Here is a 23,795-nt window from a genome sequence, read left to right on the forward strand (position 1 = left end):
CCCCTGCTCTCACTTCCGCTAATATTGACACAGAACAAGGACGAAATCAATATCAGATCTAACGCGAGAAATGAACATCTATATTTTTTGCTTGTGTCTCTGGAAGGTTTTGGAGTATAGTAGTGTCAATTGAATACGGGATACGGGAGCTTGAGTGAATCAGGCTGAGATAGCAGCATAATCCGCTGCGAACCGTTAATCTGATCTGGATAATGCCAGCGTAGAGAATCTGTCGTCTTGTCATGCACTTTTGTTGTATAGGCAGGCCAATTTACAGCCGTCTGAGCATATTCAGCCGGTTTTTTTGCGTATCCCGAAATATCAAACAGAAGGAGAGATCAAGAATGAATGAACAAAGAAATTCAACAAGCGGAGGGAGCCTTCTCGCTCCAAACAGAAGAGGGGGTAAGGGGCTGAAGCTAAGTGACATTCTGGTAACGATACTGATCTCCGTTGTCCTTGGAGTTGTCTATCACTTTTGGAGTTCGGTATACAAAGTGTTCTCCCCCTTGTTTTTTCAGGCGGATGAGCTGGTGTACGGGATGTGGTTCATTGCTCCGACGCTGGTCTTTTTACTGATCCGTAAGCCTGGAGTCGCTCTGCTTGCTGAGGTTGCTGCAGCACATGTGGAAATTCTGTTCGGCAGCGAATGGGGAATTCAATTGGTGTTGTATAGCGTACTGCAAGGGCTTGGGGCAGAGCTGGTATTTGCTTTGTTCCGGTATCGTAAATTTTCAGGTTCCGTGGCGGCATTGGCGGGTATTGGCGCTGCTGCGGGATCGTTGATTCCCGATATTTACTACGGTTATGTCGGCGACACCCAAACCTGGCTATTGATCGCCAAATACGGCATGCGGGCAGTCAGTTCGGCTCTGATCGCCGGTTACCTGGCCTTTGCGCTGGCCAAGGCGGTGGAGGCCACCGGAGTCACCTCCCTGCTCCGGCCGGTAGCGGAACGAGATTATGCGGCTTTGGATGATTAGAGATGGGTGGATTGCATTGTGAAGCCATATCTGCGGACTTGCGTGCTGAAGTAACGGGCGATACCGGCTCGCCGGCCGCTGCGGTTTGGGATTTGCGGCTTAAATTTCCCGAAGGGGAAGCTTTTGTCTTCAAAGACCTCTCCTTTTCGGTGACACGAGGGGAGAAACTGCTCGTACTAGGACCAAGCGGCAGCGGGAAATCGACGTTGCTCCAAGTGCTTGCAGGCATCGTGCCGGGACTAGTGGAGGTGCCTATGAGATGCTCGGGGCAAGTGCTTCCTCCTTCCTGGGGGATGCTGTTTCAGGACCCGGATGCTCAGTTTTGCATGCCTTACGTGGATGAAGAGTTGGCTTTCGTATTGGAAAACCGGGGAGCGGCAAGGGAAGAGATGCTGCCCCGGATGCGTGATGTGCTGAGAAAAGTAGGGCTCGATTTCGGAGAAATCCATCTTCCGATCGGAACATTATCCCAAGGCATGAAGCAGCGGTTGGCACTGGCCTCCATTCTGCTGATGGATCCCGATGTGCTGCTGCTTGACGAGCCCTCCGCCCTGCTCGATCCCGAGGGAAGAAGACAGATCTGGGAGGCGGTTTCCGAGGTGGCGGAGGACAGGACGCTCATTATCGTCGAGCATCGGATCGAAGAATTGCTTGATTTGGGGCTTGTGGATCGGGTAGCTTTATTCGGGCCAAGCGGACAGCTTCTTGGCCAAGGCGCTCCCGAGGAATTGTTTGTCCGCTGCCGAAAGGAACTGGAGGAGTACGGGATCTGGCATCCTGGAGTCTGGGGCCGGTTTCGGTTCTCGGCAGGCAGTCAAATAGAACATGGCAAGAGTATTAAGCCATGTTCAGGCCCATTTCCGCCTCCAGCCGGTGAACGGTTGGACCGGCCTATTATCGAACTTTCCGAGTTCCGGGGATTTCGCGGGAACCAGAGAGTCATTCAAGTTGAGCGGGCCGAGGTGCACGCTGGAGACTTTATTGCAATTACGGGGCCGAACGGAGCCGGAAAAAGCTCGCTCCTGCTTGCCCTAATGGGACTGCTTCCCTCCGAGGGCAGTTATCTTCTGCTGGGGGAACGGTTCGGGGGGAAAAAGCTTAGAAAGCGGCATGTCCAATCGCTGTCGAAGAGAATCGGATTCGTCTTTCAAAATCCCGAGTTTCAGTTTATCGAGAACCGGGTGGATCAGGAGATCGGATTTTCTTTAAGGGAAGAGGGATTATCTCCCGAAGAGATCAAGCAGCGGGTAGATCATGCGTTGGACCAATTTGGTCTTGCCGGACTGGAGCCGCGACATCCGTACCAATTATCGCTTGGACAGAAGCGTAGATTGAGCGTGGCGGGAGCGGCCGTCCTCAAGAGAACGGTACTATTGCTTGATGAGCCGACGTTCGGACAGGATGTTGTGAACACGTTTGCCATTTTGAACTTGTGCGAGGACCTTCGGCGCAGTGGAGTGGCGATTGTGATGGTAACTCACGAGGAACAGATCGCGGAAGCAGTAGCTACCCGCCGATGGGAAGTCAGAGAAGGAATCCTGAGCGATTGCGGGTATACGGACCGTGGAACCCGGCTCCCGCATCATATATGCGAAGTCGGCATGGCGGAGGCGACGCGATGAATACATGGCTGAAACCCTCTGTAATAACATGGATGCACCGGGCTAATCCGGTGCTTAAACTGTTTTTCGTCATCGGGCTCTTTTTCGTGGCCTTATTTACGCATCGGGCTGATTTTATGTTCTACCAGGCGGCGGTCTTTACGCTGCTGTTGTTCTGGCAAAGCGGATATTCCTTCTGGAAGGTGCTCCTCCTTGTGTTGTCTTTCGGCTTGGTGTTTATATCCTCCTCTTCGACAATGATTCTGTTCGGAAAAGGGGATGTGTTGTGGTGGGAATGGGGATTATTCCGAATTACGGAGGAGAGCTTCTACCGCGGAATTCATATCGGATTTAAATCGGTCACCATTGCGTCGGAAGGGCTGCTGTTTGTTCTTACAACCTCTTCAGTGGATCTGTTCTACGCCTTGATGCAGAAATTAAAGCTTCCTCCCAAATATGCGTACAGCTTTATGGCCTCCATCCGACTGCTGCCGATGGTTTGGGAGGAATTCCTGATCAGGCGGAATGCGCTCCGTATTCGTGGAGCACGAAGTTTGAAGGGGCCGCGGGGATGGATTGCCGGCATTAAGATGTACGCGGTCCCGCTGCTGTCCCAGAGCATACGGAGAGCCCACCGCGTAGCGGTCGCGATGGAGGCGAAGGCTTTCGACGGGAGTGGCCGTAGAACCTACTATTACCCTTCGCGCTTCTCGCGCTATGATCCGCTGGCGGCGGCGATCTTCATGGCAGCAGTTGCCGCAGCCCTAGCTCTAAGCCATGGTTTCCCGCTATTTCATATCACGGATGTAAGATATTCCGCCAATATTTAATTGGCGGAATCAGCAGATCCTTAATGCTGCAGCAAATAACGTGCAAAAGCCATAGGTTGTCGGTACGTATCGAACCATACTTCGTTCATTCCGGCTTTCCGGAAGCCGTAACGCTGGTCTCTGCCATTGCATTCAATAAGATATACCTGCCCGTTATTCGTAATTCCGATATCCATGCCAAGGTCGGCGAGCAAGGGCAGACGGCCAGAAAGGTAAGATGCGGCCCTAAGGGCCAGGGCCTGGCTGTCCGCCAGAGCGCGAGCTGCCATGAGAGGCGGAAATATGCGCCGGAATAAAAGCTCGGCAGGAAAAGCGCTGCCTCCCTGAGCAAGATTGGAGAGGAACCTTCCTGGAGCGGAAACTTTGGCATACAGCCCAGTAACCGCCCAATCTCCGCTCAGTCCCCGTTGAACAGTTACACGGATGTCCAGGGGACGGCCATCTATTTCAGCCAGCGGCAGCCTCTCCTGAATCAAGTATGGAATTTGCGTTACTCTACGCTTCACCCAGGCGGGCAGTGTCCCCCGCTTGTCAAGGCGGAGCACCTTCCAAAGATCCGCCGTCCGGTTGGACTTGTAGAGCAGGCTCCATCCCCGGTTATCCAGCTTAAGACGCATGATTCCGCGTCCGACCGAAGCGCTTGCCGGTTTGAGCAGCAGGTCGTTATAACGCTGCATCATCAGTTCAATATTCCCCGACGCAGCTTGCAAAGAAGCAGGCAAGTGTTGCGATAGCAGGGGATGCTCCGCCAGCAGACGATGAATCTCATCTTTGCCATATCGGTTGTTGTGGTTATAGATGTTGGTTCCCTGCTCTTGAAGGATACGAATTTTTCGCAAGGCGGAAGGGGCTTTATAGATTGCGCGGTTATGAATGACTCCCGGAGTTTCAATGACCGCCTTCCTGATTCTGTCTTTCTCCTTCAGATAAACGAGACTTTTGCCGGAATCGGGATGGATATTGTCCAGACACAGATAACAAGGCTTCAAATCGTAAAGGGCAGCAGCTTCTTCATAGAAGGGCAGAGCTTCCTGTCCGGTTCTGCCTCTTTCTGCTCCCCGGTATGCTCTGGCATTTAGCAGGATACCGACATAATCGGGTGGCATGGCGCTCCCTCCTTTTTTTACGGTACGTCATTTGTCATGCGCCCGCCCTGTTCCCTTCTCTTCACAGTATGTGATTTCCCCTGGCTCAGCATGGACGGATGAGGGTGGTTAACAGCCTGATTTATAGCCAAGTTCAAAAGAGACAAGTTTTCAGCGCCGGGAATATGGATGAGGACAGGTAGGGTTTGGAATTGCCTCTAAAATAGTCACCAAAGAAAATGCTCCCTCGTATAACTACTGATAAGAGCATGAATGGCTGGCTAGGAGGGATTAGGTTGTGAACCGACCCAGAATTGCTGTCGTGACACCGGGTTCTTTTATCATTCCTTCGGGGAGAAGCAGTTCGGTGGAAAGAGTAATTGAGAAAATCGTTCCGCTTGCCTCGAATCGGCTGGATATTACGGTCTTCGGCAAGAAGGGCGAACATGTGAATGCACGGGAAAAGATCGGCGATGTCCCATGCATCAGAGTAGCGGAAGGAACCGCATATTATCCGTCGATTCTCTCCCATCTCAAAGCATGGCAGCCTGAGGCGGTTGATGTGCATAATCGGCCGGCGCTGGCTTATCTGATCAAACGAAATCTCCCCGGCGTCAAAGTGATTTTGTCGCTGCACTCCACAACATTTATCAAAAGCCGCAACTCTTCCGGTTCCCTTATGATGAGTAAGCTGCGCGCGCTTGACGGAATTAGCGTAAACAGCGATTATTTGCGCCGGGAGGTACAGGACCGTTATCCGGGATTGTCGCTGCCTGTGTATGTAAATCATCTCGGTGCGAGTCTTGAAGACTTCATACCCCGCTGGACACCTGTTGGCGAAGGTCTTCGCCAGGCGAGAATGGCGGAATACGGGTGGGGAGGACGCAAAATCGTCCTGTTCGTCGGCAGGCTGATTCCTGAAAAAGGAGTGCATGCTCTGCTTAAGACTGTTCCCCATGTCGTCCGAACCCATCCTGACGTTCTGTTCGTTGTTGTCGGCAGCGCCTTTTACAGCAGACCCGGCGAGACAAGTTACGTCAGGCATCTGAAGGAGCTTGCGTCCTCTTGTCCGGATCACGTTATTTTTCAACCGTTTACGCCTTATCCCCGCGTAGCGGACTGGTACAATCTCGCGGATGTTGTAGCTGTTCCTTCGGGTCAGGAGGAGGCCTTCGGACTCGTGAATGTGGAAGCGATGGCTTCAGGAATTCCCGTCATCGCTTCCGATGCCGGCGGTATTCCCGAAGTTGTGGAGCATGGCCGTTCAGGGCTTTTGATTCCTTCGGAACATCTTGATGACAGGCTTGCTGACGGGATCGTAATGCTGTTGAATGATGAGAAGCTTCGCCGCCGGATGGGAATGGCCGGAATGGAGGAGATTCGAAGCCGCTTCAGGTGGAGTCATACCGCCGACCGCTTTGTATCCATATTTTCAACCAAACAAGCGTAAATGCCCGAGAGCTTAGCTCGGAAGGTATTTACGCTTGTTTGCTGAATTGGGGCTTGCACCGTGGGAAGTCTGTACGTTTGCCGTTACATAGGGCGAAACGCCGCATAAGCTATCTTATATTCCAGCCATTATGATTATCTGGAAGGATGGACCTTGATGGATAAGAGAAGACGGCTCAGTCAACGCAAAAGACGACCAGCCCTCCAAAAACAAAAGCAGAGAAGAGCATTCTTTCAATGCGATCCCAAGCCGGTCGTCTCTGTCATCATTCCGGTTATGAATGAGCTGAAGACACTGGCCGGGGTGATTCGGGAAGCCGCCAGAGTACACCCCAAGACTGAAATCATTATCGTGGCAAACGGCTGTACGGACGGAAGCGCACGGCTCGCGAGAAGGCTAGGAGCTATTGTTCTGGAATACAGGGATCCGCTTGGACACGATGTCCCGCGGGCGGTCGGCGCCAGACATGCAAAGGGCGAAGTATTATTGTTTATCGACGGGGATATGGTTGTTCCGGCCAGGGATTTACGGCCGTTCACGGCTGCGGTGCTATCCGGGATGGATGTGGCTCTGAACGATTATGACGGACCGGTTCAAAGTCAGGAAGCACATCCGGTTGTCAGCGCCAAGCATACATTGAACTCTTTCCTCGGCAGACCCGATATGAAGGGGGCTTCATTAACGGCAGTACCGCATGCACTTAGCAGACATGCCATACTAAGAATAGGCTTCGAGGCGCTAGAGAAGCCGCCGCTGGCCCAGGCAGCCGCCGTTCTGGGCGGACTGGAGATTCAGGCTGTGCACTCCGTGAACGTCGGGCGTTTAAACCGTCCAAGGACCCGGCTTAGGCAGCAGGGGGAGGGGGATTTGTTGACGGCGTTAGTGATCGGCGATCATTTGGAGGCTGCACAGCTGCTCATAAACCGGCTTGGTCCCCGCGGCGGATTTTCCGATCTTGGGCGGCTTCGTGAAAGAGCGAGGTGAGCAGATAAGGTGACCAGATCCAAAAAAATCGTCAGAATACGAAAAAGACGCAATAAACCGGCCGCTTTCGGAGGCCGAAAAAAGACAACCCGGCGAGGCAGAACGTTTCTTCACCCGGTCGGTTCGGTGAGAAAAGAACGGCACAGACGCCGTCCGGTGCAGAGAACCGGAAATTCGGCGCCCCTCCGGCCGAAGCTGGATTTGTCAGCCGCTTATGCAGCAGGAGCCCAAGCCGGAGCGGAGGCGCTGCGATTGCATGGAGAGATTAACGGGCCTATGTCCCGGAGCCATTTTCAAAGCGCATTGACGGAATGGTTCGCTGATCACATGGCGGGAAAGCGGCCGACATATTCTGATGCTCTAGCTCTATGCTTCTCCTTTCAGAAGGGCTATGCGGTTTCAAGGCAGGAGAACGAGAGTATTTACGGTGTACCCCTGCCGCTGTTCTCGAAGGCTTCCGCTGTCATTACCGCCTGTAATGAAGAAGATACGCTTGGAAAGGTGATCGATGAGCTGGAGCGTTTGCCGCTGAGTGAAATTGTCGTGGTCTTGAATGGGTGTACGGATAACAGCTTCTCCAAGGTGGCATGGCGCAAAAACATTATATTGGCTAACTTTCCCGACCGGCTCGGCCATGACGTCGGACGATCCGTCGGTGCCGCTTTGGTGACGGGCGATTCGATATTGTTTGTAGACGGTGACATGGAGGTGCCCGCCGAAGAGCTTGGCGCATTTTTGTACGAACGGGAGCAGGGGACGGATGTCGTATTAAATGATATTTCCGGCTATCTTCCTCATTATGAACGACAGGATGAAGTAACGAGATGTAAGCTGTACTTGAATCAGGCGCTCGGCCGCCCGGATCTGCGAAGCAGCTCCCTAACCGCCGTCCCTCACGTTTTATCGAGAAAAGCCATCGAGACAGTAGGGACCGAAATGCTGGCCGTGCCTCCGAAGGCACAGGCAATCGCGATCATGGAGGGGCTTGCGGTAGCAGCGCCCTGCTCCGCAGATGTAATCAGCCGCAACAGGCTCCGCCAAGGAAATTCGGGAGCGGGAAACAGCGTAGTTTTGCTGATCTTAGGGGATCATCTGGAGGCGCTGAATGAGGCGATACGCCGTAAAGGGGCGAAGCTGAACTGGGAAACCGCCTCTCGCTCGCAGCTGGCGAAAGTGAGGAACGGATGATGAACAACCGGGCAATGACAAGTATTATTATTCCTACCTATAACGGACTGGAACTGTTGGAAAATTGCGTAGAGTCGATCCGTGAGCATACGGATGTTCCTTATGAGATTATCGTCGTTGACAACGGATCAAATGACGGCACGAAAGAATACTGCCGGAGGGAGCGGCTGATCCTGATTTCCTTGCCCGAAAACCGGGGATTTCCGGTGGCCTGCAATAAAGGGATGGCTGTCGCCGCAGGGGAACAGCTGCTTTTGCTGAACAATGACTGCAGGGTTACCCCGAACTGGCTTTCCCAGCTTCTGACTGCTTTAAACAGTGCGGAGGACATAGGGGCAGTCGGGCCGGTAACGAATTATGCGAGCGGAGAGCAGCAGATTGATGCTGGCCTTGGCGGACAGGACGACGATGAATGGATGGAATTTGCGAGGACGTTTAACCGTACGGATCGTTCGAAATGGATGGAAGTAAAGCGGCTTATCGGCTTCTGCCTTATGTTTAAGCGAAGTGTGTATGAGAGGATAGGGCCGTTGGACGAAGATTTTTCACCTGGCCATTATGAAGATGACGATTATTGTTACCGGGCTGCCAAGGAAGGCTTCAAGCTGCTCATTTGCAAAGACACCTTTATTTATCATGAAGGCAGCGCGACCTTCAGGGAAACGCAGCCACAGGAGTGGAAGCTCTTAATTGAAAATAACCGCAGACGGTTTATGAATAAATGGGGAGCCGATCCCCGGCAGTTCATACAAAAGGAGGAGAGTCCGTGAAAGGCGTTATTTTAGCGGGAGGAACAGGCACAAGATTATTACCTTTAACCCGGCTGATTAACAAGCATCTGCTTCCGGTCGGCGAATGGCCGATGATCTGCTACGGGATCGAAAAATTTAAGGAGGCAGGAATTACAGATATCTTGTTGATCATCAGCAAGCAGTCCGCCGGACTATACACCGACTTTTTAGGGAGCGGGAGCGATTTGGGTGTCAGGCTGACCTATAAAATCCAGGAGAATGCAGGAGGGATCGCCGAAGCATTGGAGCTTGCCCGCGGCTATATCGTTCCAGGCGACCGCTTGGTAGTTTTGCTCGGCGACAATCTGTTTCTTGAGAGTCTGAAACCTTACGCCGACAAATTTGCCGAGCAGCCTGCCGGGTCGGCCAGGGTATTGTTGAAGAGAGTCGACGATCCTGAGAGATACGGAGTTCCGGTCTTTGACCCGAATCATCCTGAACTGATTTCATATATCGAAGAAAAACCGAAGCACCCCAAGTCTGATTTCTGTGTCACTGGCATCTACATGTACGATGATAAAGTATTTGAGCATATTGCAGTTACCAAGCCGTCCAGCAGGGGGGAGCTTGAGATTACGGACGTCAATAACTTGTACGCCAGCGAGGGGAAGCTCGAATATGACATCTTGCATGGGTGGTGGACGGATGCAGGAACGTTCGAATCTTTGCATGCTGCTGCGGAGCAAATGAAGGATACGGGGCCCGAGAAGAAACCTTGACGGCGGGAGGTGGGAAGATGAAGACCAAACCGGGCAAAAAGTGGAGAAGGCGGAGAAGGAGAAGGCTTTCGACGAAGCTTTCCCGTGAACGCAAATCTGGTTACCATGATCGGGGGCGTCCGGGCGGACGAAAATCCGCCCGGACATTGCGGGGGAAATCGGGTTCTTCGGTTCTGTATGAGAAAGAGCAGGACCTTATCATGGATTCGGAATCGGGAAATTCCTCGTTGGAAGGAGAAGAGCAGGAGAATTCCGCGGGTTTGCTGGAGTCCTCGCTCCGTGATGCCTATGAAGCCGGCTACCGGGAAGGATACTTCGAGGGCGGGGAGGGGATCGTGACACGTTTGCTCCCGCCAAACATGATTATGCCCGGCGTGACGGTCGAAGGTTTAATCGCTTCAGGCATCCGGCAGCTCTCTCCGGAAGCGATAATCCCGCTGCTCCCTGCGCGTGAGGTGGCTCGAGCGTTGCAGGATGCCATGGATGACGGGCTTCATTTGTCCGTTATTCGGCTCGGTGATGGAGAACTTTTGACGTTGGCCCATGACACGATTCTGCCGATGGAAGAAGTGCGTAAGCGTGGCCCCTTCCTCCCCTATAGCGGGGTGGAGCTTCCGGCACATTCGATCCGCGAGGCACTTGCTGACTCGTTGCGCAAGGCGGATATTATCGGTGTTCCGCAGTCGCGGCATCCATCCTTCCAAGGCTTGCTGCTCCCGGTTTTCAGACATTACGGCCTGAACCCGGCAAGCCTTCGGCTTACTTCCTCCACGGTGAATTACGCCTTGGAGGAAGAAGGGCTGCTGCTTCCGCTGCTTCAGGGCAGGAAGGTGCTGATCGTGGGCAATCGGGCAGAAGGGCTTGCTATGGCATTGCAACCGCATAATATTGAGATCAGCGGCCTTATTACACCGGTCAGAGGTGTTCATGATACGGAGTTGGTTGTGCGTGCTGCATCTGGATATGCCTTTGACATTGCGCTGGTAGCGGCCGGGATTGCGGCGGTGCTGATTTGCACGGAAATTGCAAGCCGGCTAGGCAAGCCGGCGTTCGATTTCGGCCATTTGGCGAATAAACTTGAGAGTGGCGCATAGCAGAAAGCTCCGCCAATCGACAAGGAGGGGGCGCATGAAAAGAAGCGGACAGACTTTATTCGATAAGGGGTACAGGGCCGGGTATGAGAGAGGAAAGACGGCGGGTTATGAAGACTATGATCAGCCGTTTGACGGAACAAGCATTATTATACCCACTTACAATAAGAAGAATCTGCTGCTGCAATGTCTGGACAGCATAGAGGCTAGTACCCCTTTTCCATATGAACTGATTATCGTTGACGACGGATCGGATGACGGCACGCCTGAAGCGCTGCAGACAAGACGCAGAATCCGGGTTGCGGTGCATGAGCGCAATCAGGGCTTTGCCGGAGCCGTTAATACCGGACTGATGATGGCGAAAGGGAAGACGGTGCTGATTCTGAACAATGACGTGATCGTGACGGACCATTGGCTTGAAAATATGCTGATCTGTCTTCATAGTTCCCCGGACATCGGTGCTGTCGGGCCGGTCACTAATTATATCGGCGGGGAGCAACAGATTGAAGTTCCGTACAGAGATCTTACAGGCATGAGGGAATTTGCAGCCAGCCGAAACCGGCTAGGCCAGGCGAAGTGGAAAGAAACGGAACGACTCGTCGGGTTTTGCCTGCTGCTGCGGCGGGAAGTCTTCCAGAAAATCGGCTTTTTCGATGAAGGCTTTCGTGTTGGCAACTATGAGGATGATGATTGGTCGGTGCGTTTGAGGCTTCTTGGATGGAGGCTGATGATTGCCGGGGATTCATTCATCCATCATCTGGGCAGCGAAACAATGAGGAGTCTAGGCCCCCGGCTTTTTGAACGGATCGGACAGGAGAACAAGGCTTATTTCCATTTAAAATGGGGGCAGGCTCATGAACGGCTCAGGCAGATCGAGCAGAAGAGGAAGGAGCGGGGCGGGCAAGCCTTTACGGACCAGACTCCCCGGATAGAGGGCTGCCCCGTTCAAATCCTTGCCATCAGTGGGGCAGGGCATTTGTATTGGGTTGACCAGGGGAAGAGATACAGGATCAAGAACGCTAATATGGCTGATCTTCATGCATTGCATCCATCTGCATGTGCGGTCAGGCTATCGCAGCAGACGCTCCGAGGATTGCCGTTTGGCGGAGATTGGGAGATGGAGGAAGCGGTCCAGGCATTGTCGGAGGCGTCGCGAGGGGATCGGCCGATCGGTGAAGGAGCTGTGGTCCGGATTCCGGATGGCCGGCTTTTTCAGATTGATCAAGGGGCAGCCCGGCTCATTTGGTCCGAGTATGCCGCTGAAGCATGGGGATTAAAGAATAGGGCAAGAACAGTGACGGCTGAGGAGCTTGCCGTATATCCGGAAGGCTGGCCTGTGCTGCCGCCGGTCCGGTACAATTCTGCAGAGATTTGATTGCTTGTAACACGGGAAGGAATTCCCGTCCTGTCGTAACATAGAACAGCGCCCCGGCATATGCTGAAACAGTAGAATGCCAGGGCGTTTTTTCGGGTGATTGAATGAAAATGTCCTGATTCTTAGGTCAAATGGAGGGCTGGAAGTGGAACAGAAAATCACGGATATTATCATGCATATAGGGCACTCGCACCAGCAATTGGCCCGTATCATTGATGCCGAACGCCATGTTACCGTCAGGCTGTCTGAAATCGTCAACGCGCTTCCCGACCAGAGTCCGAATTTCGAAGGTGTGGAGGGTTTGATGGAAAATTCGTCGTCTATCAACAAAAGCCTCGTATCGTACTTGAATTCGATTGCCGATCTGCAGGATGCCATGGCAGAAAATTTAACGCATGTCATGTCGGAGCTAAATGGTTCGGAAGATGAGTAGGCCATATAAGCGGAAGCCACTGGAGGTGACGGTATGAGCAGAGAACATGCTTATCTCAACATCTTGGACGCTATGGCCAAGATTCAATGGAACGTGGCGATGATTCTCGAAGCTAAGGCGGTAGAGGCGGAAAAGGTAAGAACCTGGAGCTTGAACCACGTACATGCACAAAGCTTCGAAGACCACGAAAACCAGTTAGCAAAGCCGATCGGAGTGCATGATGAGATCGTGGAAATCATTGAAGGATTGACCAAAATGTCAAACGGCCTGTGCAGCAATTTGCGTTCACTGCTGTCGTCGGGTGAAAGCAGCGGGGATGATTCGGGAGGCTTTGGGGATCTATTTGGCGGAGGGATGGGATTCGGTGATGGAGACAAAGAAAAATGATACCGATCTCTAGTCTCCGAAATGAACGGGATGCCAAGCTTGAGGTGATTCTTTCTATTTCGAGAAGTCAAAATGCACTGGCCCGAATTCTGGAAAGCATTGCCGATATGTCGAGATACTCTGAAGAGACAGCTCTTACATTAGCGAATCATATGGACCGGATAACACGGTATCAGCAGGCGATGGCATCGATGTTAATGAATATCACGCTGAATCCGCTAAATACCGGGATTCCTTCAGCGCCTTGGATCAATCCGGATAAAGGCGTTTTTATTGAATCCAATTTGAATTAAGGGGAGGCTGATCATTGAAATGGCGCTAAAAAAGAAACGCTCCAGATTGCGGAAAGGGAGAAAGAGCAGTATAAAACGGACAGTGCGAAAAGGCAAACGCCTTAGAGCCAATGGGAAAAAGGCATATGGACGGCGGAAGACACTGCGCGCAAGAAAGCTTGTCCGTCGCGGAGCCAGACGCCGGGGTACAGCCCGACGTCGCCGAAATCCGGTCCAGACACCGGTTCCCGTACCGGTGCCGGCAGACGTGGATCAGAATGCTCTGTATCAAGAGGGATATAACGAAACGTATCAGGAGGGCTTCAATTCGGGATTTGCTAAAGGATTTGAAGACGGGCACAAATTGGCTTACCAGCAGCAGGAATTTAAGTAAAGGAGGCGGCTAGATCGTCCGCCCCGTGTGCAAAACAATAAGAAGGTGCGTCAGAGGGGCAACGTGTGAAGTATGCTTACGATCGCTGTTGTTCGCGGATTTCCATGATTGGACTAAGTTCCGGCAAGGGAGAAATCCGCTCACAAAGGCGAACGCTTTCGCTTCTTCAGCACACTTCACACTTAGCCCTGATTCCTACGCCTTGCTGTTTAACTGATATGCAGTTGCACATGTTGCATTACAATAAGCTTGCAGCCTGTGGCATGCAGCAGGGTACTCCGTACACCAATAGCCTCTCCCAACGTCCCCTTGCTGCCAGGCTCGCCTTAGGCTAGGTATCACGAATGGAAACCTGCGCGATTCACTTTATGCACAGCCCCATGGAACACTGGCGCCCGGAGTTGTGCCCAGTCGCCTGTTGACTTCGGCCTTGTGTGGAACGCTGAACTTCGTTATCCGACGGGGTGTTCCAGTCTTGATCCGAGCTTTACTCATCCCACTTGGTCACCCTCATTCCTGTCACGGGTTACAAGGGCACACTCCAGTGAAATTTTTTACCTTAAATTCTTCATTCGGCGCTCGAACCCCATTTTAGTGAAAAAAATTACCTTAGATATCCAGTATCTAGTTAAAACCACGGTTTAGCCAACTTTAAGCGAAAGAATTTCACTATATCCGCATTTTCGCCACTTCACCTAAAGTTAGAGTAACTTTTTTCACTAAATGCGTATAATTTTTATTTGTATGGGGTCTACCAACTGTCGTCATGCTGTGAAGCATCGCGCGTTGGGAGCTTTGAGCAGGTTGGGATCTGCATGATGCTGATGTGAGATGTGCGTATACGTACTTTGTCGGCATTTTGCAGAATCTGCTGGGGATAGTCCGTGTGTGGGTAGTTGTCTATGCACCTACCCGTGAAGGTGCAATGATGCTCAGTTACTGTTGTTCTCGGATTTCCATGATCGGACTAAGTTCTCACAAGGGGGAAATCCCCTCACAAAGGCGACCGCTCCGCTTTTTCAGATTCATTTCACACTCTTGTTCTAACTATCGCGCTTATTGAGTTCAACTGCAATGCAGTTTGCACGTGGATGGGCCTAAGCTGCAAAGTGCCTAAAAGCAATTAAATTGCGCTCGTGATGCTTCGGCCTTGTACCGAACCTCCCCGCCTGTCCCGCCATCATCTTGTCCACTAGCATTCCAGTCTTGCTTCGAACTTCACTCGTCCTAATCAGCCTCATTCTGGTCAAGCTCTAGTAAAGTCTGCAGTGCATCAGCGCCATCCGGCACTTTATATACCGGATGACGAGCCTGTTATACATATGAATGCGAGGGCTTTGCTACCGCATGAAGGGGCGTGTGTGAGTGCTACTAAAGTGCATCTGACACTATAAAGTCGAACTAAGAGAACTGCGTAATAAGGGCATAAGTGTGAAGTGTACTGTAGAAACGGAGTGTTCGCCTTTGTGAGCGGATTTCTTCCTTGCTATGTTTATTCAATCAAAGAAATCCGCGAACAACAGCGATCGTAAGCACACTTCACACGTTGCCCCCGGCACGCAGAATCAATGGTCGGCTTTTTTTGCGTTGATGACTTTTCAAAGGCCGGACAAGCTGGGACATTCGCCAATTTACAAGGCGAACGGGTATTTATCCACTCCGGCGAATGGCCCTCCGCATATAGTTATACAGTCAAGAGATTAACCCATAGATAGGATTGAATGCCGTGAACAGAGCAACATTGCGCGCTAAAGAAAAAGCCCGGCAAGCGATATATCGGCAAGGATGGAACGAGGGATATCGATACGGGGGATGTGTGGCGGTCATGGAACAAACCCCGGTGACAGCTCCTCCCAAGGAAGAGATCCGCATTCTTTATGTTCAGCAGGGCTTTGAATCCGTAGATCAGGGGATGATTGGGGCTCTGCGGGCTTTGGCTGGGGCATTGGAGGTTGCTAGCCCGGAAGAGATGCTTCAGAAAGCGGAGCAAACGAACCCCGATCTGGTGTTGGTAATGAATGGCTTGCATGTGTTTCCCGCCGAGCACAGCGAGCATATCGATCTGCTTCGCAGCCGGGGCATCCGGACCGCCGTCTGGTTTGTGGATGATCCCTACTTTACCGACAGATCACTGCCGCTTGCGAGGCATTACGATTATGTATTTACGCACGAGCTCTCCTGCGTTCCTTTTTACAGGGAAGCTGGCTGCAGCGAGGTCCATTATCTGCCCCTTGCCGCGGATTCGGAGCGATTTGCTCCCATCGAGCCGCCTCGTTCTTATCAATCCGATGTGTGCTTCATTGGCAGCGGATTTTGGAACCGGGTCGCTTTGTTTGACGAGCTGGCCCCTTATCTGTCGCGAAAAAAGGTTCGGATCATCGGTGGTTTATGGAGCAGGCTTCAGCAGCAAGAACTTCTTAGGCCTCATATTCGCGAAGGATGGGTCGAACCGGGGGAAGCCCGGATCTATTATAACGGGGCGAAAATCGTCATTAATATGCATCGCCCTACGGAATCGGGCCAGGATAACGCGAACACAGCCAATCTGCCCGGCCTGTCGATCAATCCCCGCACCTATGAGATCGCCGCATGCGGCGCCCTCCAAATTACAGATGTTCGAGAGGATCTTCAGCGGTATTACCGGCCGGGATATGACATCGAGACATTTGGTTCAGCGGAGGAATTGAAGCACAAAATCGAATATTATTTGACGCATGAGCAGGAGCGTATCGAGATGGCCTGGAGGTCGCTCCGGACGACGAGGGAGCGGCACACCTATAGTGACCGCGCCGCACGAATGCTTGCCATCGTGAAATAAGGAAATCCCCCAAGGAGAGTGGAAATGTTGGCGAAACCTTACGGAGAGACGGAAATTGTAAAAAGAAGGAGCGGAAGAGCAAGACAGCCAAAGGCGGCAGTGATGGCTCCTGAAGAGATACCGATAAGACAACTGGGCAGAAACGTCGGCCTCCAGGACGGATTTGACGAAGGATATTTACGCGGGAGAATGGACGTTTTAACGAGCAGACCGGCTCCTGTGTTTCCATTAAGACAGATTCATGTCTTATATATTACGTCAGGCAAGGAGTATCCTTATTCGCCGGTTGATGATGGGATTCAGGAGACCCTTCGCTTGCTTGCCGCCAACGTCACGGTTACGAATCCGTCCCAGGCTGTCGCCCAGCTGGCAGCCGAAATCAGACCGGATCTTGTATTGGCGCTGGATGGGTGGAATTTGCCTCTCGAGCAGGTCGACGAAATCCGTGGAATGGGGATCAGGACAGCGCTCTGGCTGACGGATGATCCTTATTATACGGATGTCACTGCCGGGCTTACGCTGCACTATGATTACATTTTTACGCTGGAACTGAGCTGTGTTGATTTTTATCGGCAAAATGGCTGCGCCAATGTTCATTATCTCCCTTTCGCGGCTTATACCAACTATTATCGGCCGCTTCGCGATCGTGCGGCTAACCGGCGCAATTTGTCCTTTGTGGGCAGCGCCTTTTGGAACCGGGTCGACTTCTTCCGGCCAATCCTTAATGAGTTGATGGATCGCGGACTTTACATTAACGGGTTTTGGTGGGATCGGTTGTTCGAGCCCGGCACATACCCCGGCAGAGTTGAGATGGACAAATGGATGGGGCCACAAGAGACGGCGGAAGTCTATAGCAGCAGCAAAATTGCGATCAACCTGCATCGGGCGTACAACGACGTCTCGGTAAATAACAATGCCGCGATGATCGAGGCGCTGTCCCCGAATCCCCGTACCTTCGAAATTGCGGCCAGCGGTACCCTGCAAATTGTGGATGTCCGCAGCGATATAGCAAGATTTTATACGCCTGGCGTAGAGATAGAGACATTCAGTTCACAGGAGGAATTGCTCGGGAAGATAGATTTCTATTTGAATCATGAGAAGGAGCGCCGTGAAATCGTGCTCCGTGCCTTGGACCGGACCTTAAAGGAGCATACCTATACCCACAGAGTAAACGAACTTCTGACGGTCATCTTTGGATAACCCCTGTCCCTGCTTTTCCTGCCCGCTGTGATGTTCTGGCCTCACTTCTATTCGGGTAATAGCATTCTCAAATATATGACAATGCCCGTACTATAGCTGTACCTGTCAAAGCGCTAGGAGACACATATAATATCTTATACTTCTTCCAAACCTCTTTATAGAATGGAGAATGCTCATGAAAGTTGTGATACTTGCAGGAGGGTTGGGTACCAGGATCAGCGAAGAGACCCAAACGAAGCCGAAGCCGATGGTCCAGATCGGCGATAAACCGATACTTTGGCATATTATGAAAATTTACAGCTATTTCGGATACAACGAATTTATCATCTGTCTCGGATATAAGGGAGAAGCCGTTAAGGAATACTTTGCTAATTATGTTCGTAATCATTCCAATGTGACATTTGAATATCCCAGCGGGAACTCTCAATTTCACAATATACAGGTCGAACCTTGGAAGGTGACGCTTATCGACACAGGCAGCAAAACGATGACGGGGGGGAGGATCAAACGAATCCAGCCGTATGTTGGCGATGAACCATTTATGCTGACTTACGGTGATGGATTGTGTGATGTATCTCTTAAGGATCTGGAAGCGTATCACAAATCCCATGGGAGACTTGCTACCGTAACCGCCGTCCAACCTGCAGGCCGATTCGGCGCGCTTTCGATCGAGGAAGACGGAACCGTAAACCGGTTTAACGAAAAAATCAAAGGGGACGGCAAATGGGTAAACGGCGGCTTTTTTGTATTGCAGCCGGAAGTCTTTGACTATTTGACGGATGATACAACAGTATTTGAACAGGAACCGCTAGTAAATCTTGCTGCGGGAGGACAGCTTCGTGCTTACAGGCATGATGGCTTCTGGTATGCGATGGATACATTGCGGGACAAAAGCCATTTGCAATCCCTTTGGAGCTCCGGGCAAGCTCCTTGGAAAGTGTGGTAACCAGTAACGAGAACCGCTGTACGGACACTTTTGTGGCAGAGTGTCTTGCAGCGGTTTTTGATTTTTAGTTAGGATAGAATACATGCTGGGGGTAAATAAGCAAAAGCGCGGATACCAAGGGACTATGCCCTTCGGAATCCGCGCTTTGCTGTGTTTATTCGTCGTAGGAACGGATGCTTTCCTTCACGTGTTCGATTTCTTCTGCCGTCAAATCAGGGAACAACGGCAGGGTGACCAGTTGTTTCCAGACTGACTCCGCAACCGGCGTTTCTCCGGCAAACTTCATGAACAAAGGCTGCATCGGAAGCGGCATATAATGAACGCCTGTCGACACGCCCCGAGTCTGCATGTGGGCGATGAATCGTTCCCTGTCCTGTACCCGTACGATAAATGCCCAATAAGAAGAATCTTGCAAATGGTAGGGAATGGCTGGATGAATATAATCCAGGTCCTTGATGGCGTTCAAATACTGCCCGATAATGCGTTCTCTTCTCCGATTCATGACGTCAAGCTTTTGCAATTGAACGAGACCGATCGAGGCCATCAGATCATTCATATTGTATTTATAGCCGATGTCAGAGATTTCGTAATACCAGCCGTTTGTATCCGGGCTTCCCATTTCAGACTGTTCATAACGTACCCACGTATCCTTGTTGATGCCGATCCAGCGGACATGTCTGAGCGGATTCAGGAGCTCGGGATCATCAAAGGAGATCATGCCTCCGTCGCCGGTCGTCATGCATTTTTTCTCTTCGAAGCTGTAACAGCCGATATCCCCCCAGGTTCCCAGCGATTTGCCTTTATATTTGCCGCCGGCGGTGTGGGCGCAATCTTCAATGACTTTGAGACTACGCAATTTCGCCCATGCGACTAGTTCGTCCATTGGCACCGGGTGACCTCCGAAATGAACAGGCATTACAGCGACGCAATCTTTGTCGAATTTTCTATCGAGGTCCTCGAGGCTGATTCCAAGTGTTGTTTCATCTACATCGACAAAGACCGGGATAAGCCGGTTATACAGAATCGCCATTGCGGTTGAAGCGAACGTCAAGGCGGGAACCAGCACTTTTTTTCCTTCGGGGAACCGATAAGCGGCAAGAGCCAGATGGAGTGCTGCTGTGCAGGAATTCACCCCCACTGACTCCTTAGAGCCGATATACTGACTCCACCGCTGTTCGAATTCCGTCACTTTCGGCCCTAAGCCGAGCCATGCCTTTTTGAACGAGTCCTGTATGCTTTCAAGCTCCTCTTTGCCGACGGAAGGTTTAAATAATCTGACTTTCATATCCATCCCGCCTTTCAATTCGGTAAATTGCTTTGATGCAGCTTCAGAAACACTTCCCTTTTGATTCGCATCGTGGCCAGCTCACGTTCGGGAGGGGGGCTTGATCCGGGCTGTCCTGGAACCCAGCGGGTCACACCATTCTCCTCCAGCTTGATGAGCGGAGTTCTTTCGATTTCTTCAGCTCCAAGACCTTCATACAAACGAATAGCCCGATAATTGTCCGCGACAACGCGGATGAAGCCTTCCATAACGTCAAGCTCCTCGATCGACCAAATGCCAAGCGTAATCAGAGCATATATCATGATGTTTCCGAACTTCCCCTTCCGCCCCCGAAGCAGGTTATCGAATTCGCACTGTTTCTTGAGCGGATCATAATGCAGGAGTCCTACTTGGCCCACGGGGGTATATTCCTCGTCGTCCACAAAGAACAAAATCCGGTCATCCGCGCTCCACACTTGCTCCAGCCACCGTGCGGTTCCGGCTTCCGACAAGGGAAACCGTGTCGTAAACCAATCTGCAGAGGCTTCCCTCCATTCGGCAATCAGTTTGATTTCAGCCGGATTTTGAAGCGTATCGCCTGTGATCGGCCTTAATCTGCCGCGAACAACGCCTTTGACGTTAATCGGAATGCAGCGGTCAGCGATAGAGCTTGCTGATGTTTGTTTATAGCTTCGCAGTATCTCCTTCATGTAGAACGATCCCTTCTGTTCTCACATAGCCTAGGTTTAGGCAAAGCCCCGAAGCTTTGCAAATCTTTCAAACACTTTATAGTCCATCTCGGCAATTTTTTGTGCGTATTTACTTTGGGAGAGTTGCTCGGGATGGAACCGCAGATAGCTTAACGGCTGGACGAGATAGATAGCATGCCCCCGGGTCATGAGACTGAACCAGGAGGCCATATCGACCGCAAAAAGCACTTGTTTCCCGGCGAGTACACCGAATGGTTCGGTAAGGTCTCTTCTGCGGAATAATGCCGTAGTCGGTTCACCGATGTAGTTGGTTCTGTCTTGAAGCATATCCCGCGTCAAAACCCCGCCATCAATGACCGTATCTACCGGACGGAGCAGCTTGAACGTTCCGATCGGGGGAACAAAGACATGTTTTCCTTTACTATCAATGACTCTTCTTTGGGATGTGACAAGCACGACGTTCGTATGGCTAAGAATATGACGCATCATAATTTCAATTTTGCGGGGATGAAACAAATCATCATCATTCAGATAATTAATATACTCGCCGTTAGCGAGATTGAGGAGTTGCTGCTGGTTGGCAATCGGACCGATATTTCCGGAATGATGATAATAACGAATCGCCGAGCCGCGAGGGTGTGACCGGTGTTTCGCAACGATTTGCTCTGTCAAATTGTTCGTGCTGTTATCGCCGACGACAATTTCGATATTGGGATAGGTTTGTATCAATGCGCTAGCCAAAGCCTGTTCAAAATATTCCGGACGATTATGAGTCGGGATCAAAATACTTACCAAGGGGTTCATCATCATCTCTCCTTTATTTTTTGCTGCTGAATTCGTTTGAATTCATCAAGCGAAGGAAGGGAAAGGTCCCTTTCCGAAATGACGGGTTTCAGAATGGGCCAGGTGATACGCAGGCTTTCGTCGTTCCAGATAACGCCGCCTTCATGCTGGGGAGCATAAGGCTGGTCGGTCTTGTACACGATCTCGCAATCATCCGTAAGCGTACAGAAGCCATGGGCGAAGCCTTTTCCGATATAGACCATTCGCTGGTTGTTCTCAGTCAGTAAAATGGAATCCCACTGACCGTAGGTGGGAGAGCCGGGCCGCAAATCGACGAATACATCGAAAATGCCTCCTCTGGCCGCCCGGACCAGCTTTGTCTCCGCATAGATCCCGTGCTGTAAATGCAGTCCGCGGAGTGTTCCCTTTTTCGCTGAGAACGACCGGTTCTCCTGGATCCACTCTCCTGTTAGCCCGTGCTCTTGAAAGATCTTCTGGTCATAGATGCGGGTAAAATGTCCGCGATGATCTTGCTTGGGTTGGAGGATGATTTCGTAAACCCCTTGCAATTTGCAAGGCTGAATGATCATCCTGTCTGTGCTCCCTTCATATATTCGTTGATTTGCCGCAGGCTCAATGCTCGCATATCTTCCTGCCGATGCCAGGCTTTATACCATTCAACGGTATGAGTGACAGCGGGGCCGAGGCCCCAGCGCGGCTGCCAGCCAAGTTCCTGCCTGGCCATGGAACTGTCCAGACTGAGGTAGTGGGCTTCATGGGGCTGTTTGGCGCTAAGCTCACTGGCAAAGGAGGCGCCTTCTCCCCACTCCTTGCATAGAAGACCCGCAAGCTGTTCGACGGAAGCAGAGCTGGTGTGATCAGGGCCGAAGTTCCATCCTTTGGCAAATATCGCTTTTGATGTCGCTAGATTCTGCGCCAGTAGCAGATATCCGGATAAGGGCTCAAATACATGCTGCCAAGGACGAATCGCCTTCGGGTTGCGCAGCAGGATCGGCCGTTGCTCCAGAATGGCCCGAATACCGTCCGGAACCAGGCGGTCTTTGCTCCAGTCCCCGCCGCCTATTACATTGCCGGCTCTTGCAGTAGCGACAGGTACAATCGAAGCGGCGGAATCCGAGGGGTGAAAGAAAGCGCGGCGGTAACTGTCGGTAATAATTTCAGACCCGGCCTTGCTGCCGGAGTAAGGATCGGCTCCGCCCAGAGCGTCGGTTTCGCGGTATCCGTAGGCCCATTCCCTGTTGTCGTAGCATTTATCGGTCGTGACATTAATGACGGCCGAGATCCTTAAGCCGCGCCTGACGGTCTGCCTGACCGCTTCTAATAAATGAACGGTTCCCATCATGTTGACTTCGAATGTGGTAACCGGGTCATTATACGACTCCCTGACAAGGGGTTGGGCGGCCATATGAATAACGATATCCGGGGCGGTCTCGCAGAGTGCTGCCAATAAGGAAGCAAGATCGCGGATATCACTATAATAAGAAGGTATAATCTCATCCATTCGGCAAATCTCGTAAATGCTGGGCTTGGTGGCAGGTTCAAGAGAATAGCCGGTGACCTGTGCGCCCATCGAATGCAGCCACATACTTAGCCATGTCCCCTTAAACCCTGTATGACCGGTCAAAAACACCTTTTTTCCTTTCCAGAAGCCGGGGCACGGCTCCGGCTTGTCGAGCGCCATTTCACCATCTCCTCCTTTCCATTATTTAAATGAATGAAGATAGCAGATCGTTCAGAGGCATCATATGGTTTGGATAAGAACTCTGAAACTGGCAAGAAACTACTGGACTATTAAATTTTTAAAATATGTATTCATCCAAGCACGAGATTCTTTTCGGCATAGAATAGCACGAGAAGGGAGGGATATTGGATGAATGAATTGGAAACTAGATTGCAGCAGGTTACCACCATGTTGCAAGGATATGTTGGTGACGAGAATCATCCGCTTGGTAAATTGTTCAGAGCTCTAGGTGAACTTCAAACAAATACAGATGCTGCACAAAGCAGTGGGGCAACTGAGCCATCAATAGCTCAATTCCAGCAGCAAATGGCCGCGCTAAACCTGGATGACGAGCAGAGAAGCGAACTTCAAACCGCGCTTGCGTCAGCGGCACGCGAAGAGGCAGCCGGCACGGTTCCGGCCGCAGCGGGATTCAGCCCGCAAATTTTGAATGATCTTGTGGCTCAACTGAACAGCATTGATAAGCTGATCAGAGATCCGCAGGTGAATCCGCAAACTGCTCTTTCCTCGATTCGTCCATTCTACGATCAGCTTAATTCGGTGCTTACGAATGTTGCAGGATCCTTCAACCTGGATGGGAATGCGCTTCTTGGCAATTTGCAGACTATGCTGAGAAATCAGACGCAGATTCGCTTATGATCTTTTGACGAAGGAGGCTCTCTCGAAAGGCGCTTAAGCCTTTATTAGAGAGCCTTTTTTTAGATTATGGAGCTTACAAGTTTCATGGAC

Annotated in this window: 24 protein-coding genes and 1 riboswitch; of the genes, 18 read left to right on the plus strand and 6 right to left on the minus strand. The window is 51.5% G+C overall.

Annotated elements, in window-relative coordinates; all coding sequences use genetic code 11:
- Positions 1 to 132 precede the first annotated feature (132 nt).
- A riboswitch (TPP riboswitch) is annotated at positions 133 to 244 on the plus strand.
- Positions 245 to 344: 100 nt separating this feature from the next.
- From KQJ23_RS19710 to KQJ23_RS19720, 3 genes are read left to right on the plus strand one after another with little or no spacing between them, the layout of a single operon-like run.
- The gene (locus KQJ23_RS19710; protein ID WP_216480638.1) at positions 345 to 983 is read left to right on the plus strand and encodes an ECF transporter S component; all 639 of its coding nucleotides are present in this window, start codon (positions 345 to 347) and stop codon (positions 981 to 983) included.
- A 2-nt stretch (positions 984 to 985) separates the two neighbouring features.
- A complete protein-coding gene (locus KQJ23_RS19715; protein WP_216480639.1) occupies positions 986 to 2,605 on the plus strand; it encodes an ABC transporter ATP-binding protein in 1,620 nt (539 codons plus the stop codon).
- On the plus strand, positions 2,602 to 3,414 hold the full coding sequence (locus tag KQJ23_RS19720; RefSeq protein WP_216480640.1) for an energy-coupling factor transporter transmembrane component T family protein: 813 nt from the start codon (positions 2,602 to 2,604) through the stop codon (positions 3,412 to 3,414). Before KQJ23_RS19715 ends, KQJ23_RS19720 begins: the two co-directional genes overlap by 4 nt.
- Before the next feature lie 20 nt (positions 3,415 to 3,434).
- On the opposite strand, the gene KQJ23_RS19725 is transcribed toward KQJ23_RS19720, so the two are convergent.
- Complete coding sequence (locus KQJ23_RS19725; protein ID WP_216480641.1) at positions 3,435 to 4,520, minus strand: YheC/YheD family endospore coat-associated protein; 1,086 nt, start codon at positions 4,518 to 4,520, stop codon at positions 3,435 to 3,437.
- A 277-nt stretch (positions 4,521 to 4,797) separates the two neighbouring features.
- Here KQJ23_RS19725 and KQJ23_RS19730 point away from each other — a divergent pair, with 277 nt between their 5' ends.
- The 14 genes from KQJ23_RS19730 to rfbF all read left to right on the plus strand — a co-directional run bounded on the left by KQJ23_RS19730 (position 4,798) and on the right by rfbF (position 18,547).
- Positions 4,798 to 5,949, plus strand: coding sequence for a glycosyltransferase family 4 protein (locus tag KQJ23_RS19730; RefSeq protein WP_216480642.1), 1,152 nt, complete (start codon positions 4,798 to 4,800; stop codon positions 5,947 to 5,949).
- Between the two features lie 156 nt (positions 5,950 to 6,105).
- Entirely contained in the window at positions 6,106 to 6,933 is an 828-nt protein-coding gene (locus KQJ23_RS19735; protein ID WP_216480643.1) for a glycosyltransferase family 2 protein, read from the plus strand.
- 9 nt (positions 6,934 to 6,942) lie between these two features.
- Positions 6,943 to 8,121: a glycosyltransferase family 2 protein gene (locus KQJ23_RS19740; protein ID WP_216480644.1), complete on the plus strand. Its 1,179-nt coding sequence runs from the start codon at positions 6,943 to 6,945 to the stop codon at positions 8,119 to 8,121.
- The gene (locus KQJ23_RS19745) at positions 8,121 to 8,891 is read left to right on the plus strand and encodes a glycosyltransferase family 2 protein (protein ID WP_216480645.1); all 771 of its coding nucleotides are present in this window, start codon (positions 8,121 to 8,123) and stop codon (positions 8,889 to 8,891) included. The genes KQJ23_RS19740 and KQJ23_RS19745 overlap by 1 nt, the downstream gene beginning before the upstream one ends.
- On the plus strand, positions 8,888 to 9,631 hold the full coding sequence (locus KQJ23_RS19750; protein WP_216480646.1) for a sugar phosphate nucleotidyltransferase: 744 nt from the start codon (positions 8,888 to 8,890) through the stop codon (positions 9,629 to 9,631). Before KQJ23_RS19745 ends, KQJ23_RS19750 begins: the two co-directional genes overlap by 4 nt.
- A 17-nt stretch (positions 9,632 to 9,648) precedes the next feature.
- Positions 9,649 to 10,725, plus strand: a complete 1,077-nt coding sequence (locus KQJ23_RS19755; protein ID WP_249529927.1) for a GT-D fold domain-containing protein — start codon at positions 9,649 to 9,651, stop codon at positions 10,723 to 10,725.
- A 34-nt stretch (positions 10,726 to 10,759) separates the two neighbouring features.
- Positions 10,760 to 12,097: a glycosyltransferase family 2 protein gene (locus KQJ23_RS19760; protein ID WP_216480647.1), complete on the plus strand. Its 1,338-nt coding sequence runs from the start codon at positions 10,760 to 10,762 to the stop codon at positions 12,095 to 12,097.
- Positions 12,098 to 12,197: 100 nt separating this feature from the next.
- The gene (locus tag KQJ23_RS19765; protein ID WP_249529928.1) at positions 12,198 to 12,530 is read left to right on the plus strand and encodes a nucleoside-diphosphate sugar epimerase; all 333 of its coding nucleotides are present in this window, start codon (positions 12,198 to 12,200) and stop codon (positions 12,528 to 12,530) included.
- A 33-nt stretch (positions 12,531 to 12,563) separates the two neighbouring features.
- Entirely contained in the window at positions 12,564 to 12,917 is a 354-nt protein-coding gene (locus KQJ23_RS19770; protein ID WP_216480648.1) for an alpha-helical endospore appendage domain-containing protein, read from the plus strand.
- The gene (locus KQJ23_RS19775; RefSeq protein WP_216480649.1) at positions 12,914 to 13,210 is read left to right on the plus strand and encodes a hypothetical protein; all 297 of its coding nucleotides are present in this window, start codon (positions 12,914 to 12,916) and stop codon (positions 13,208 to 13,210) included. Before KQJ23_RS19770 ends, KQJ23_RS19775 begins: the two co-directional genes overlap by 4 nt.
- A gap of 19 nt (positions 13,211 to 13,229) precedes the next feature.
- Positions 13,230 to 13,583 carry a hypothetical protein gene (locus tag KQJ23_RS19780; RefSeq protein WP_216480651.1) on the plus strand — a complete coding sequence of 118 codons (354 nt, stop codon included), beginning with the start codon at positions 13,230 to 13,232 and terminating at the stop codon, positions 13,581 to 13,583.
- A 1,726-nt stretch (positions 13,584 to 15,309) separates the two neighbouring features.
- Entirely contained in the window at positions 15,310 to 16,401 is a 1,092-nt protein-coding gene (locus KQJ23_RS19785) for a CgeB family protein (protein ID WP_346779433.1), read from the plus strand.
- A gap of 24 nt (positions 16,402 to 16,425) precedes the next feature.
- The gene (locus KQJ23_RS19790; RefSeq protein WP_249529929.1) at positions 16,426 to 17,601 is read left to right on the plus strand and encodes a CgeB family protein; all 1,176 of its coding nucleotides are present in this window, start codon (positions 16,426 to 16,428) and stop codon (positions 17,599 to 17,601) included.
- A gap of 175 nt (positions 17,602 to 17,776) precedes the next feature.
- Positions 17,777 to 18,547 carry a glucose-1-phosphate cytidylyltransferase gene (gene rfbF, locus KQJ23_RS19795; protein ID WP_216480652.1) on the plus strand — a complete coding sequence of 257 codons (771 nt, stop codon included), beginning with the start codon at positions 17,777 to 17,779 and terminating at the stop codon, positions 18,545 to 18,547.
- Between the two features lie 154 nt (positions 18,548 to 18,701).
- On the opposite strand, the gene KQJ23_RS19800 is transcribed toward rfbF, so the two are convergent.
- The 5 genes from KQJ23_RS19800 to rfbG are packed head-to-tail and all read right to left on the minus strand — an operon-like array spanning position 18,702 to position 23,006.
- Positions 18,702 to 19,832 carry a DegT/DnrJ/EryC1/StrS family aminotransferase gene (locus KQJ23_RS19800; RefSeq protein ID WP_216480654.1) on the minus strand — a complete coding sequence of 377 codons (1,131 nt, stop codon included), beginning with the start codon at positions 19,830 to 19,832 and terminating at the stop codon, positions 18,702 to 18,704.
- Positions 19,833 to 19,846: 14 nt separating this feature from the next.
- Entirely contained in the window at positions 19,847 to 20,521 is a 675-nt protein-coding gene (locus KQJ23_RS19805) for a GNAT family N-acetyltransferase (protein WP_216480656.1), read from the minus strand.
- A gap of 36 nt (positions 20,522 to 20,557) precedes the next feature.
- A complete protein-coding gene (locus tag KQJ23_RS19810) occupies positions 20,558 to 21,325 on the minus strand; it encodes a glycosyltransferase family 2 protein (RefSeq protein ID WP_216480658.1) in 768 nt (255 codons plus the stop codon).
- 2 nt (positions 21,326 to 21,327) lie between these two features.
- A complete protein-coding gene (gene rfbC / locus KQJ23_RS19815) occupies positions 21,328 to 21,894 on the minus strand; it encodes a dTDP-4-dehydrorhamnose 3,5-epimerase (RefSeq protein ID WP_216480660.1) in 567 nt (188 codons plus the stop codon).
- Positions 21,891 to 23,006 (minus strand): CDP-glucose 4,6-dehydratase, encoded by a 1,116-nt coding sequence (rfbG, locus tag KQJ23_RS19820; RefSeq protein WP_216480662.1) that lies wholly within the window; start codon positions 23,004 to 23,006, stop codon positions 21,891 to 21,893. Before rfbG ends, rfbC begins: the two co-directional genes overlap by 4 nt.
- A 189-nt stretch (positions 23,007 to 23,195) precedes the next feature.
- On the opposite strand from rfbG, the gene KQJ23_RS19825 reads away from it, so the two are divergent.
- A complete protein-coding gene (locus KQJ23_RS19825; RefSeq protein WP_216480664.1) occupies positions 23,196 to 23,705 on the plus strand; it encodes a hypothetical protein in 510 nt (169 codons plus the stop codon).
- Positions 23,706 to 23,795: the final 90 nt, after the last annotated feature.

The sequence above is a fragment of the Paenibacillus brevis genome (genome assembly GCF_018919145.1).
Taxonomy (GTDB): Bacteria; Bacillota; Bacilli; order Paenibacillales; family Paenibacillaceae; genus Fontibacillus; species Fontibacillus brevis.

What these genes read in the sequence shown, in the direction of transcription:
- KQJ23_RS19710 (WP_216480638.1), top strand. Translation starts at nt 345, where the DNA reads ATGAATGAACAAAGAAATTCAACAAGCGGAGGGAGCCTTCTCGCTCCA.
- KQJ23_RS19715 (WP_216480639.1), top strand. Translation starts at nt 986, where the DNA reads ATGGGTGGATTGCATTGTGAAGCCATATCTGCGGACTTGCGTGCTGAA.
- KQJ23_RS19720 (WP_216480640.1), top strand. Translation starts at nt 2,602, where the DNA reads ATGAATACATGGCTGAAACCCTCTGTAATAACATGGATGCACCGGGCT.
- KQJ23_RS19725 (WP_216480641.1), bottom strand. Translation starts at nt 4,520, where the DNA reads ATGCCACCCGATTATGTCGGTATCCTGCTAAATGCCAGAGCATACCGG.
- KQJ23_RS19735 (WP_216480643.1), top strand. Translation starts at nt 6,106, where the DNA reads ATGGATAAGAGAAGACGGCTCAGTCAACGCAAAAGACGACCAGCCCTC.
- KQJ23_RS19745 (WP_216480645.1), top strand. Translation starts at nt 8,121, where the DNA reads ATGAACAACCGGGCAATGACAAGTATTATTATTCCTACCTATAACGGA.
- KQJ23_RS19755 (WP_249529927.1), top strand. Translation starts at nt 9,649, where the DNA reads ATGAAGACCAAACCGGGCAAAAAGTGGAGAAGGCGGAGAAGGAGAAGG.
- KQJ23_RS19760 (WP_216480647.1), top strand. Translation starts at nt 10,760, where the DNA reads ATGAAAAGAAGCGGACAGACTTTATTCGATAAGGGGTACAGGGCCGGG.
- KQJ23_RS19770 (WP_216480648.1), top strand. Translation starts at nt 12,564, where the DNA reads ATGAGCAGAGAACATGCTTATCTCAACATCTTGGACGCTATGGCCAAG.
- KQJ23_RS19775 (WP_216480649.1), top strand. Translation starts at nt 12,914, where the DNA reads ATGATACCGATCTCTAGTCTCCGAAATGAACGGGATGCCAAGCTTGAG.
- KQJ23_RS19780 (WP_216480651.1), top strand. Translation starts at nt 13,230, where the DNA reads ATGGCGCTAAAAAAGAAACGCTCCAGATTGCGGAAAGGGAGAAAGAGC.
- KQJ23_RS19790 (WP_249529929.1), top strand. Translation starts at nt 16,426, where the DNA reads ATGTTGGCGAAACCTTACGGAGAGACGGAAATTGTAAAAAGAAGGAGC.
- rfbF (WP_216480652.1), top strand. Translation starts at nt 17,777, where the DNA reads ATGAAAGTTGTGATACTTGCAGGAGGGTTGGGTACCAGGATCAGCGAA.
- KQJ23_RS19800 (WP_216480654.1), bottom strand. Translation starts at nt 19,832, where the DNA reads ATGAAAGTCAGATTATTTAAACCTTCCGTCGGCAAAGAGGAGCTTGAA.
- KQJ23_RS19805 (WP_216480656.1), bottom strand. Translation starts at nt 20,521, where the DNA reads ATGAAGGAGATACTGCGAAGCTATAAACAAACATCAGCAAGCTCTATC.
- KQJ23_RS19810 (WP_216480658.1), bottom strand. Translation starts at nt 21,325, where the DNA reads ATGAACCCCTTGGTAAGTATTTTGATCCCGACTCATAATCGTCCGGAA.
- rfbC (WP_216480660.1), bottom strand. Translation starts at nt 21,894, where the DNA reads ATGATCATTCAGCCTTGCAAATTGCAAGGGGTTTACGAAATCATCCTC.
- rfbG (WP_216480662.1), bottom strand. Translation starts at nt 23,006, where the DNA reads ATGGCGCTCGACAAGCCGGAGCCGTGCCCCGGCTTCTGGAAAGGAAAA.
- KQJ23_RS19825 (WP_216480664.1), top strand. Translation starts at nt 23,196, where the DNA reads ATGAATGAATTGGAAACTAGATTGCAGCAGGTTACCACCATGTTGCAA.